Source organism: Pelomonas sp. V22 (assembly GCF_030014915.1).
In the GTDB taxonomy this organism is placed as follows: Bacteria; Pseudomonadota; Gammaproteobacteria; order Burkholderiales; family Burkholderiaceae_C; genus JAUASW01.
Genome location: NZ_JAGIXS010000005.1, coordinates 157,079 through 169,743, shown reverse-complemented (window position 1 = coordinate 169,743; position 12,665 = coordinate 157,079). Strand labels below are relative to the sequence as shown.

Sequence of the window (12,665 nt, the reverse complement as noted above, 5' to 3'; positions counted from 1 at the left end):
CATTTCGGTCGAGCAACGCGCGGCCGCCGACGCTCTGGACCCGGGAGCGAAAGGTCGCATACGACACCCCCGGTTTTTGCAATGCGTTGTAGAACGGCAATAGGTCCACGACGTCACACTCGACGTGCGCCCGCGTCCTGCGAGGACAGTACTTGCGCCGGTACTCGGGCGAAGAAAGCGTCAGTGCATCACCGAAAGACTGGGCATCCAATGCGCCACGTCGGCGGAGACGCCGTACTCGCTCTAACAGCCGTTCAAGGCCAACACCTCCCAATCCTGCTATGGCTGAATACGACGCGGCGCCAGGCTCTACGGCCGGCACGCCAAGGAGCAAGTCAGATGCCCCGCTGGCTAAAGATGTACCCACTTCAGTCGTCAAGATGCAGCTCCCTTTCCACGCACCTGCGAGGTCGCAGGGCTTTCGGCAAAGGCATCCTGATCTCGGGCAGCACCGACAGCCAGAGCGCTTTCAACAATGGAATTTCGCCACTAAGCTAGCCAACTGAGGCCGCAAGAGCTATCGAAACAGTCAGTGCTGACTGTCGGCAACTAGCCGGAGCAAGCGCCTAGGCGCTACTTGCGCCAGATCTTCGCGAGCTGACTCTTATGCCGCCGCCTCATCAGCTGAATCTCAGCCTTCGATACTCCACGCGCAGCCAGTTGCGCAATCTGAAATGCTGAAAGGCTGCTATGGGCGCTAGGGTCGACCGTAGTTGGGAACTCATTGCCCTGCGGCTTCCTTGCGCCTTGCGTTGCAGGCAAGTTGGTGGGCACGGGGCGAGCTTGCACTTCTGCCTCGGCAAGCCTTAGTGCAACCATCGGCCCTGCCGCCTTCACCTTCGTCGACTTCCGCTCAAGTGGCCGTCGACTCTTGTATTCCACCGGGGCGGTAGGTGTTCGGCACGGTGTAGCTATCGCTCCGCTGCCAGTGCCATGCACTCCCACTCTCTTCTCGATACCCGGCTCCATAGAACGCGCCACCCCAGCCGCAGCTGCAATTGGCGGGGTGATTCCAAGCGTTGCAACTCATAAAGCCCCCCTGGACTGAACGAAGTCTCTGACGAGCCGACAGGCACTAGCGACCGTGGCGCGAGCCGGCTGCGGCTGCCGACGCACCGCTGTGTGGGGGAACCCCTCAACTAGGAAATGGCTCGGCGATTTAAAGGGCAGCCCAATAAGGGATTGCGTGCGAAAGCGCCCCCAATTCCTACACGCATGGACCCAGTGAAGAAAGGTTGGCCGCACAGAGCGTGCCGGCCTCTAGTATCCGTTTATGGGCTCGACGCCGCCCGCACCCGCTAGTCAATAAGTTTAATGGGCAAGCCGTCGCCACAGCGACCCAGTCCTTAGGGGGCTGATGGCCGGTCAGGCCAAATCAATCTGGAGGCTGGTGCGAATGGCCCTGACTGGATCCCATCCAGGCCGCCAAGCTCTCTGGCGCTAGCTGTAGTAGCCCCAAGCTACAGCGCAAAGAATGAGCCCCAACGCAAACCAGCGGCCAAAGCCACGCTGCGGTTTGGGATGTAGTTCGAAGTCCCTTGCAGGACTTATCGCGATCGGAAGGCTATCGGCTGATGGCGCCCTCTGGCGTTCAGCAACCGAAATGCTCTGATTGCCTGTGGGCGAGACTGACTCAGTCCCATGAAGGCGCGCCGGTCGCCGCTTAGGTCCATGCTCCTTACCAATCAGGCTGAGGCCCATTCCTAGGCCGATGAACGTTGAGATTGCATCAACCAATGCATAGTTGGAACTACCAACAGCGAACGCGACATATAGGACTGCGAGTGCGGAAAGCCAAGTTAACAGTCGACTCTTGGTCAGCAGAGCAATGCCTAGAACCGCCAGCAGGTGAAGTGATGCAATGGTCGTTGCCATTTCCTAGCGTCCTCGCTGTTGAGTGGCATTCAAAACAGCCCGCATTCAGTCGTCCTTCACTCGTTCAATGAGCGACACACAACTTGCCATAACCGCTCAGCGTTCACATATTTGGTAGGTCTGATGTTCGAATTCCCAACGCACGATCGCAGTCTACGGCTTGGTTTATGGCACGCTGAAACTGGCCTTGATCCTTTGATTGAATAGCCCGCCTCAGCATTGTTTCCAGCTTGACTGCGGCGCGCTTGTTCTTCTCCAAATTGGACTCGAAGACCTGCTTGAATACCGCATTATTTTGATTGGCTTGTACGTAGCCAGCCGCCCACCCGATCCTCGGTTGACCAAAATGGAAGAGGCTCTGGTGCGGGAGGTCTCGACCAAGCTCGGTGATCGGTGCATAGACAAAGAAGCAGCGCGAGACCGTCTCAAATGAAGGGGTCGCCATTTGCGCTCGGGCGGCTAACGGAAGAAGCGCCGCGATGACAAACGTCAGTCTAAGAATTCGCATCGCCCACCTCTGAAGCTAATGTCTAAGCCTGAGTCTAGACGCTAACCAACTGCGGCACCGGCGCCAGTCGAGGACCCGTTCCACCATGGTCATCCGCTTCAATCACGGTGACTCAGGTTCGCGAAATCCCACAGGTCCGTTTGCTTGGCCTCTTGCCACGAGAACGCGTTACCCGGCACTACCTCGCTGAGATCTTGGAAGACATCGCGAGCAGGCTCACTGACCTGCTCGGCTTAATCGAGACAGTAATTCCTAGAAGACGGCGGGTTGCAGGTCTTGGCGGAGTTGCTGCTTGAACTCCACCGGGGTCAAGTATTGCAGGCTGCTGTGCGGGCGGACCTCGTTGTAGTGCTGACGCCAGGTTTCGATGACGACGCTGGCCTCGCGTCGTGAGCGAAACCATTCGATGGACAGGCACTCGTCGCGGAACTTGCCGTTGAAGCTTTCGTCGGTGCCGTTCTGCCAGGGCTTCCCAGGATCGTTGAGCACCGTGGCAATGCCAGCGCTGGCGATCCAGTCCAGGATGGCCAGGCTGACGAACTCGGGGCCGTTGTCCGAGCGCATGAACAGCGGTGCGCCGTGCAGGCTCACCAGCCGCGACAGCACCTCGATGACGCGCTTGGAACGGATCGAACCCGCCACGTCGATGGCCAGGCACTCGCGGGTGAACTCGTCCACCACGGTCAGACACTTGAACTGCTGGCCGTTGGCCGTGGTGTCGAAGACGAAGTCGTAGGCCCAGACCATGTTGGCCTTGAAGGGCGTATGGATACGAGGCCGCACCGATGCAATGCGCTTGCGAGGCCGCTTTCGAGGCACCAGTAGGCCCGCCTGGCGCCACAGCCGATGCGTGCGCGACCAGCTCAGCTCAAAGCCCCTGCGCCGCAGGAACACGCGGATGCGACGGTAGCCGTAGCGCGGGTACTGGGCCGAGAGTTCCTTCATCGCCTCGATCACCGGCGCATCCTTGGCCGGCAGGCGCGGTTGGTAGCTGGGCGTCGCCCTGGACATGCCGATCAGCCCGCAGGCCCGACGCAGACTCAGGCCCCGCTCGCGAGCGAGGGCGATCTGAGCACGCCGAGCCAGCGGGCTCACCATTCTTTTGCGTTGATCTCTTTCAGGATCGCGTTGTCCAGCGTGGCCTCGGCCAGCAACTTCTTCAGCCGGCTGTTCTCAAGCTCCAGCGCCTTGAGCCGCTTGACGTCAGCGACCTCCAGTTGGCCGAAGTGCTTGCGCCAGGCGTAGACCGTGGGCTCGCTCACCTTGTACTTCTTGGCGGCTTCGGCCACCGTCGTGCGGTCCGCCTCGCGCAGGATCGCGACCATCTGCTCTTCCGTGAATCGACTCTTTCTCATGGGCTCCTCGGGGGATGGAGCCATCTTCTCTTGGAATCAGTGTCTCGGAGAATCCGGGCAGGTCATCACCATGAAGTGGTTCGTCCAGGTCCTTTGGGTTGCACATTGAAATGCCTCCTGTACATGTTCTTAACAACACCCAGATGCTCCGCCTTAAGTGGCGGGGCGTTCCGAGCTGCAGGCTGGGTATCGGATGCAGTGGCGGAGCGCTTCAACGCGCTGATGGAATTGCATCAGATCGATGCGCGCTCGACCATCCTTGCTCCTTTTGACCGCTAAATGCCGCTGAACTACGCGGCGGATGAGCGTCGACGAAAAGCCTGCCACACGGTTTGTCATATGGTTGACTTCGTTGGCGTTCTCTTCGCGGCATTGTGAGTGGCGAACGCCGCTAATTCGATCCGACCAGCATGCCAGGATCCGACTCCAGCGAGACCTTGCGGACGACGTAGAGCTGGCCGATATGAGACTCCAAGTCTCGTCGCAGATCCTCGAGGCTCGCCGCGCTGGGCTCGACCTCACCCCCTCCTGCACTTACCACTTCGGACTGCCCGAAGGTCATTTCGACTTCGATCGTCGCAATAGCTCGAAACGTGTAGTCCATGGCATCCGTCCGGTTGTTAAGTTTGCTCGGCCCTGCCGCTGCTTATGACTGCGTGTTCGCGTCGACGAAGGCGCGGCGATACGCCCCCTCGAGCTCACGAAGCGCAACGAGCGCCTTCTCTGCGCCGGCAGCGTCTGCACCAAACGACCCGGTGGAAGGGGCGAGGGCTGGAACGGCAATAGACACTGAGACCGACTTTCCAGCAGGCTCCAATCGCATGATCGGACTCAGGTGTGGTTTCACCCGCTGTTGAATGTCATCGAAGCGGTCCGCTTGCCCGTCAAAGAACAGCTTTGCGAAGCCTGAGGTAGTTTGATGCACCAGCTGAACATCGTTGGGAAATCCGGCCGGCCGGAAGTACATCCATGTGTTGCCGGCGGCACGCTCGCCTGGCTCACGGACACCAAGCTCTGGGAACGAGGTCCGCGCATACTCGCCGTATGCCTTGAAGTAGTCTGTGACTTCACGGCTCAACACGCGAACTGGACGGCGACGATTCTGCTCGATCGCCTCGTTGATGACTTGCGCTTTGTAGGCAAAGCGCCTGTCACGAGTTCGACGGCAAGAGAAGTAGGCCATCAACTCCTCGTAGCTGATCTCATAGTCATATCCACCAGGGTGCTTCTCTGAGCTCAGGTACCGCGCGGGCGCGATAACGACCGAGCGATGCTCAGCCCAATCTTCTGAAGCCTGGCCCGCATCGCCCCGCATGCGGTAGCGTGCGGCCTGCTCGGGCTGCGCAATTGCATCAATCTTGTTCTCAAGAAGCAGCGCTCGACGAGTGCCGTCGTGGGAGATGAACACGAACACCGCATCAGACTCACCCAAACTGCCACTCGTTACGGAGTGCCAAGCCCCGACTGAACTCGAGAACTTTTTGAGGCCCCAGGTCCGGGCGACGAGCCAGTCTGCGAACTCGTCGCTCGAACTTAGCTCTTCCACAATCAGAAGGTCTACATCACGCTCCTGGATCGAGGCATGGTAGGCAAGGTTCAAGATTGACATGAGTTCGCCGTTCTCGGTTTGAATGATTGGGGTGGCCAGTCAAGCAGCCACTGCCGACCTGAATGCTCGCTGCTCAGTGGCTCATGGCGTGAGCTAGTTTTTCGAGGAGATACATGCCTGCACTTTTTGGATCAACGATCTAGCGACGCGCTCTGCGGCATCAACGCCGTCGGCCAACTCATCTGCCAGCCGCATCGCATTGATCCGCTCACCAGAGGCCGACGCAGCCGCAAATTCAGTTCCCAGCGCCGCACAAATGCGAGGTCGATCTTCAGTAGGCACTTGCTGAGGCTTCCAAAGCAAAGTGACCCTGAACTTTGGCTTGCCTGTGGCCTCCGAGTTCACATGCCTGATCCGCAGGTACAGAGGCCAGTAGTCATCGACCTGGGGGATGATCGTGTCGAAGGGAAGCCGATAGCCTGTCCATACACGGCCCACGTCGATCAGCTCGTCGTCGTGATCCAGTATTGGGTAGCCCTCAGTTAGCTTGCCATGCAGCAGTTGTAGCGCCGGCAGGTCAATCAACCTGTCCAGGGCCTCAGCGTGCTGCATGTAGAGCCGCAGGAGCTGTCCATCGGTGTTGTCAGCGCGCATGAGGTTGGGCGTCCACAGCTCAGGGCGGGTCAGCTCCTGTGCCACACGCTTGATTTCTTGCACCACTGATGGGAATTCGATGGCCAGTTCCTGGGCTTTGCGGGATATCTGTCGCTCCTCGTCTGACTCGTAGCCAGACTGTGCGCGGCAGTAAGACAGGAGCAGCGCTGCCCCCTGGTTCCCGCGTTGCACCGCCAGTTCGGCTCGCTGCGCGCCAGGCTTCAGCCAGCCGTAGTCAAGATGAGCCCATCGCGGGTCGAATTCGTCGTCTGTGGATTCCAGTTCCTCGTCTGATTCAGGGTCCCAGTTGCGGTCCATCGCCACGAACGCGACATGGAAATCCTTGAAAGCCGCTTTGGACAGTAGCGCCTTTTGCACCCCCTCGACGTACTCCTTGAGCTGTCCTGGTCTGAAGCGCGCTCCCGCCTTGTTCTCGATCACCACAAGAATCCGGTTGTCCGGGTCAATGACTACAAGATCCAGACGGCGGCCCGCGCTGGATGCGGCAGCCTTGGGAAGCGTGTACTCGCGGAGGCAAAACGCACCCGCGAAGCTGGCAGTCAGGATTCGCGCAGGTGTCCAGGCACGCACGAAGTCTCTTGTCAGGCCGCGGCCAAAGATGCGATCCCCGGCTTCACTCGAGGTTGACTGTTTGAAGACGGCGAGCAAGAAGTCCTTCAGGATCGCGTCACCCTGACCGTGCCCCTCTCTCGCGTTGAAGCACCATGCCAAAAGGTCAGAGTGCTGGTTCTCGCGGGGCGTGAGCAGGTCCAAGATGTCATTGCTGCTCTTGACCCTTTCAAGCAGGTCGACAAGCGTGGGGGATGAGCAAAACTTAAGGAGCTCGTTGTTCATTCGGTCTAAGGGCGTGCCAATTTTGGATGAATGTCTTGTTTGGCGGCCAGCTTCAGGATGACCATGCAGTCCTTAAGAATCGCAAGCGGCGATCTCAGCGGACTTCGGCGAAGTCAGCCACCTTGAGGTCGCCACAACCATTCAACATGTCTGACGCCAGTGCTCGTTTCTTGCTCAGCAACTTGTCCAGGGTGACATCGAAGCTCACGAGCTTGTCGCTCACCACCCCTGGGTAATAAACCGTGACCACCCGCGATTGGCCGATCCGATAAGCCCGGGCCGTCGCTTGGTCCTCCTTGGCAGGATTCCAGGTGCGAGTGAAGTGCACGACGTGATTCGCGGCCTGGATATTCACGCCAAAGCCCACCGCCAACGGCGACAGGATGATCGCGTTGAAGCCCGCCTTGCGCTGAAATGCATCGATCAGCTTCTGACGCCCCTCAGTCGACTTGGGATCGGCGGAGGTGTCGCCATTGACGATGCTCGGCGCGAACCCGAAAAACGCGGCAACGACCCGCTGCAGCATCAATTGCAGTTCGCGGAACTCGCAAAAGATGATGACCTTGTGCTCCTGCTCAGGTTGCCCTGCAAGCGTCTTGAGCCGGTCGACCAGCCAACCCAGCTTGGGCGACTCGTGCACCAAACGTTGAATGGCAATGGCGCGGGTGTCTGGCTCGGCATGGCCGTGCGGGTCTGAGCAGATCTGACGAATCGCCATCAATGCCTGAAGCTGGGCGGCTGGATTTGTCGCACGCTCCTGATTAAGAATTCTCAGCGCCGCGTCGTAGAGCCCGTGCTGGTACGTTGACATGGGCAACGACTTGCACGCCGTGTCTTCAATCGGGACCGGCAAGTCCGTGGCAACTTCGGTCTTCTTACGGTGCAGGATCTGGGGCTGGATGATGGCTCGAAGTTCTTCCACCCTGGCCTTCTGTTCCGGCGTCTTAGCTTCGATTGGCTGCCGGTAGGTTCGGGAAAATTGATTCAACGCACCGAGCATGCCTGGCTGAACGTAGTCGAACAGACACCACAAGTCCGCCAATGAGTTCTCGACGGGCGTGCCCGTGCAAGCTATTCGGAAACGCACCTTCTGCTTCTTCGCCGAACGGGTCACCATCGCAGCCGGCGTCTTGATCTTCTGCGCCTCGTCACACACCATGACTGACCACTGCTGACTGGCTAGCGCAAACTCCAGGTCGCGCATCGTTTCATAGGTCGTCAACACCAGCTTCGCGCCACCGATCCAGTTTTTCTTCAGCAAGCGGGTCACCCCCAGCTGCTTCAGCTCGGCGTCCAGCTCATGCTTCCCAACCCGAAGCCGGGCCAGCGCATCCCCATACAGAGTGAGCAGGGGCAAGGCACCGGGCATGAAAAAACGCTCAAGCTCGCTGCGCCAGTTGTCGAGCAGCGCCACTGGTGCGACCAGAAGCGCAGGCGGCAGGCTCGGGTCTCGCTCAAAACAGCTGGCCAGAAAGGTCAACAGCTGCAGCGTCTTCCCAAGACCCATGTCGTCAGCGAGCACAGTTCCCCGGCATTGGGTCGGGGAGGCGTCCCAGAGGTGCTGAAGCCAGGCCACACCCACCAACTGGTGCGGCTTCAACGCAACTTCCGGTTTGAGGCATCGAGGCAATCGGGCCGCCGCGCCATCCGGCATCTGGAGCGCCACCGCACGGAACTCGTTGTAGTCCACGTCCTCCAGGTTGCGCTTGATGATGAGGCGCTTCTTCGCTACCCCAATTCCCGGCGCAGCTTCCGGCACGAACTTGTTGCGGCGCAGGTCTTGTGCTGCCTTCTTCAGCGCCTCGACCGCCTGTCGGGCCTCCTTGATTGGCACGGGGACCTGGAGGCCAGGCAAGCACACGTCCGGCCGACCGGCTTTCTCCGCGCGGTTCACTGCCTGCTCGAGCGATGGAATTTCTACAAGCTCTACAGGCAGTATCGTCGGCGGTGCATCGGCACCGTGCTCAACGCGAATGCCCACGGCGACGTTACCCTCGAACCACCCGTGGCCTGAATCATTCCTGGCGATGACCGGGGTGACAAAGGATTTTTCTATCCCGATGTCCTCGATACGCGCCGAGTAGTGACTGAGGTCCAGCACCTCGTCAGCTGTCCACAACGACGGGCTTGACCATTCGCGGAGCCAAGACTGAAGCAAAGCCAGGTGGTCCGCTGAGTCGCCGATGATCTCAAGCTCACGCCCGCGCCAGGTGACGCACTGAGCGCCCGCCTGAATGCAGCGCTCCAAGTGATCAACAAACCCAGCCAAGTCAGCTGGCGAATCGATCCAAGTCGGCTCAGAGGGAATGCCCAGGCTGCCAAGCGTCTCCACCAGCAGCGCTACCCGCTGGACCTCGCCTCGATCACCGCGTTCCACGTGCGGCGTGAAGCGAGTGAATTCGATGCCTGCCGTCGCGCGTGCCTCCTCGAATTCATGCTGATCGATCACCGCTTCGGCGTCCCCTCCGAGGATGGCGTATGGGTTGCGCACGAAGGCTTGGGCCCGCGGGCCGGCCACACGGCGTCCGGGCATTCGCTTGATCTCGGCGAGCACTGACTTGACCTCAGGAGAGACGACGACTCGCACCAGAGAAGCGCCATCAGGCACGTCGTAGCTGTCCTGTAAAGGCAGGCGATCGAAGAGGCTCAGCCACTGCGCCGGCTCTTCATCGAAACTCGGTGCGACCTCTACCACCCGACCCTCGGCTTCACCACGGCTGCTCATCGCCAGGCGCAAGCGCTCGGGTGTCAAGACCACAGTCCGATCTACATAGTCTGAGACTGCACAGCCGCTGACCTTGGCCAGCTTGCGCATTCGTCCAAAGGCTTGTTCCTTGAACGACAGGCTCCGTTCGGCAGCCGGGTAGGCATGAAAGCGAGTCAGCTCATCCAGCAATTCATTCAATGCGCCTGGCAGGAGATGTACCTGCTCGCCGATCTTCAGTACACGACCTTCGAGTCGGGGCGCCGGCTGCATCGGACGTCCCGTCGGGTCCAGCCAGCCGTCAAGGAAGATCCCAAAATCTGTGTCCATCAAAGCGCCTCGGCTCGTCAACCGAGGTCTGACCTCGGTTTCGGCCGGGATGGACAAGGCATCACGGAAGTTCGTCAGCTCCGGGTGGTTCAGCAGCGCATAGACGTCCGCCCAGGGCAGCAGAAATTCAGTCTCCAGCCGGCTACCAAGCCCTTCCAGAAACACCTGCTGAAGCCGCGCGCCCAGGTCCGCCGCGTCGCCGTAGTCATAGGGCATCGCGAGCCATTGAGCAGTCGATTCTGCTGGCGAGTTGTAGTGAATTCCGGCTTCATCGAACCGAACTGCAGGGCTCTGGACCTTGGTCTCAGCCTTGCCAAACAAGCGATCAAACATGCTTACCTTCGTCCTTGAGCCAGAGCCCCTTGCCCTCGGCATACTGGAAGCCCTGCGACTCAAGCTGTTTCGCGAAGCGCTCGAACTTGCTGCGATCGGGCATCAAAACCCAGAGCGCACCACCCTTGTCACGCCGGTCCTCCAGGCCAAGGCCCACGGTCCTGCAGTACGCAGCGATCTGCATCTGGTCGAACGTCGACAACTTGCTCTTCGCTGCCGCCGGTGATGGCGCGAAAGGCGACCATCGGTCGGCAATAGGCTGCTTGGGCGCCGGCGGCGCAGGCTTGTGATCCACACGCGGCGCAGCGGGCGGTGCGCTGGGCTGCAAAGTGCCCTTGGACAATGGCACATTGCTGAGCAGCCGGCGAAGCTCGGAATCAAACTTGAACTCCCAAGTCGACATGTGCGAAAGACGAGTCGCGCCAGATCTTTGCTTCAGCGCATGGATGGAGAAGGTTCTAGCCTGCAGATCGGACTTGAAGTCCGCAGCCGCGAACACGTAGCAGGCGTTACCTGTCACGCCGAATTCGATCACCAGGAGCTGTCCAATACGCATGACGAAGGCGTTGTTCGAGCCGTTGGGGTCCTGCAGCACTCGCTCACGGCCTTCCATGCGCTTGCGCAATTCCCTGAATGCTGTCGTCGGGTTGTGCCGGGCATCGGTGCCCAGGACAAACCACATGTCGGTAATCTGTGGCTCCCACTTCAGCCAGTAGTTCAGCCGTCGAAGGTCAGCCCCACCATCCTGCGCCAAGAGTTCGAAGAAGTCCTTAATCAGGCGGCGCTTCAGCCACCCTTCGATCATCTGTCGGGCCGCTTCATCGTTGACATGTGCAGCCCAGGCCGAGCGACTCAGCCAGGGGTTGCCAATGCGTGCCAGACTGGTGTCGCGAAGGTCGGCGTGTTCGGGCTTGTCCTCGCAGCGGGCATAGCGCGAAACGGTCAGCGCGGTCGCCTTGGTCCCCAGCGTCGACGGCAGGCGCAGATCCAGCCTCTCGTTGACCAAGTCCAGCACGCCAGTCAGACCTCGCTTGAAGGCTGGGTCGGACCCGGCGCAAACGAGATCAACGTAGGCCATCAATGCGTCGTCCCATACCCATGAGCTGCTGGCGATGCCCAGCCCTTCGCACACGGCGCGCAGGCCGCTGGTATCACCGTTCAGCAATGCATTGGCGTAGGGGGCACAGGGCTCGTCACCCAGCAGATTGCGGTGCTCAGCGAGCAGCTCGACCCATGGAGGAGGCTCACCACGCTGCCGGGCGCTCTTGCGAACCCCATCGAGTCTGCTGCCCAGGAAGCCACGCAGCCGCCCCCAGTTGTCTGGCCCGAACTCCGTTTGCACGGCGTACTTCTCGTAGCCGAAGTACGCGTTGAGCAAGCCCTGGTAGCAGCGCCTGAATTGCTTGGCCTGCGCCTCGCGGACTTCAACCAACTGCAGCAGCTTGTCAAACAGCGGCGGCCGATCAATCAGCCGGGAACTGCCTTGGCCCAGGGGGACCGTGGCGCCGTAGCAGAGGTACTTGAGTTCAGTGAAATTCGGCACCGTCTGCGTCTGCGCAAACTGCCTCAGTGAGTGCTGAAGCCTGTCCAAGCTGGGCTTGCCATCATCGCTTGACGACAAGTCATGCCGGATCTGCCGCAGCGCCTTGCTCATCGCCTGCGGGTCTCCCCAGACCGGCGCATGAAAGACATGCTTGGGGTCCAGTCCTTCGCGCAGCCGGCTGCGCAGCTCGTCTAGCGATCGCGAACTTGGCATGGCTCGTTGACGTTCAGTGCGGCGCTCAGCGTCGCGTCATCGACGTTCTGATGTGGATGTGTCTGCTCGTCCGCAAGCTCCTGCCGAGTCTTGAATTCCAGCTTGAACTCGATACGCCGGCTGGCATCGCCAGGCCGCAAAGAGTTGAAGGACGCACCTCCAACGAAGAATTTCGTTGCTATCAGCTTGCGATCGTCAACGGACAGCGTTTGAGTCGGGTCCGGTGCCGCATGCAGCAACTCGCATAGCACGCGACCGCTGCGCTCCAGGCTCAGATTGAGATTGAACAAATAGGAGCCCGTCTGGCTGGCGTAACCCTCCACCACCGCCCGCTTGAACCAGCGCTTGCCCGCGTCGGAATCGCGAAGCTTGTCCAGCAGCGTGGGAGTGAACTTGCGTAGCACCTCTCGCTGAGCGATCGACAAGGTGTTCTGCCCCTCACGCTCAAAGGTGCCACGGGGGCCGAAGTCGATGGTGTTGCCGATCACTCGTATGCCCTCGAACTCCTTGCGGGTCAGGACCTCGCGCAGATCCACCATCAGTGCTTCGATGGCATCGGCACGACTGCGCTCCTCTCGTTCAGCGTCCGACACCTTCTTAGTCACCGCCAGCAGCGCCACGCTCATTGCCACGAGGAACAGCACCATCAGCGCCGACATCAGATCGGAAAACGAGATCCAGAACGGCCTTTCACCCTCTTCTCGGGCGCGCTTGCGCGCCGTGGCTTGCATGCCAATCATGGTTCA

At 60.1% G+C, this 12,665-nt stretch carries 8 protein-coding genes; all 8 read right to left on the bottom strand.

What is annotated here, in order from left to right:
- Positions 1-1,978 precede the first annotated feature (1,978 nt).
- Positions 1,979-2,320 (bottom strand): hypothetical protein, encoded by a 342-nt coding sequence (locus J7U46_RS16835; protein ID WP_282827898.1) that lies wholly within the window; start codon positions 2,318-2,320, stop codon positions 1,979-1,981.
- 315 nt (positions 2,321-2,635) lie between these two features.
- Positions 2,636-3,738 (bottom strand): IS3 family transposase gene (locus J7U46_RS16830; protein ID WP_282827896.1). Its coding sequence is split into 2 segments (ribosomal slippage): positions 2,636-3,483 and positions 3,483-3,738, totalling 1,104 coding nucleotides; the frame shifts between segments, so codons are not numbered across the junction.
- A 391-nt stretch (positions 3,739-4,129) separates the two neighbouring features.
- A complete protein-coding gene (locus tag J7U46_RS16825) occupies positions 4,130-4,342 on the bottom strand; it encodes a hypothetical protein (RefSeq protein ID WP_282827894.1) in 213 nt (70 codons plus the stop codon).
- A 42-nt stretch (positions 4,343-4,384) separates the two neighbouring features.
- Positions 4,385-5,347 carry a hypothetical protein gene (locus J7U46_RS16820; RefSeq protein WP_282827892.1) on the bottom strand — a complete coding sequence of 321 codons (963 nt, stop codon included), beginning with the start codon at positions 5,345-5,347 and terminating at the stop codon, positions 4,385-4,387.
- 93 nt (positions 5,348-5,440) lie between these two features.
- Positions 5,441-6,796: a PD-(D/E)XK nuclease family protein gene (locus J7U46_RS16815; protein WP_282827890.1), complete on the bottom strand. Its 1,356-nt coding sequence runs from the start codon at positions 6,794-6,796 to the stop codon at positions 5,441-5,443.
- Between the two features lie 94 nt (positions 6,797-6,890).
- Positions 6,891-10,163 (bottom strand): DEAD/DEAH box helicase, encoded by a 3,273-nt coding sequence (locus J7U46_RS16810; RefSeq protein WP_282827889.1) that lies wholly within the window; start codon positions 10,161-10,163, stop codon positions 6,891-6,893.
- Positions 10,156-11,919: an EH signature domain-containing protein gene (locus J7U46_RS16805; protein ID WP_282827887.1), complete on the bottom strand. Its 1,764-nt coding sequence runs from the start codon at positions 11,917-11,919 to the stop codon at positions 10,156-10,158. Before J7U46_RS16805 ends, J7U46_RS16810 begins: the two co-directional genes overlap by 8 nt.
- Positions 11,898-12,659, bottom strand: coding sequence for a flagellar motor protein MotB (locus J7U46_RS16800; RefSeq protein WP_282827885.1), 762 nt, complete (start codon positions 12,657-12,659; stop codon positions 11,898-11,900). Before J7U46_RS16800 ends, J7U46_RS16805 begins: the two co-directional genes overlap by 22 nt.
- Between the last annotated feature and the right edge of the window lie 6 nt (positions 12,660-12,665).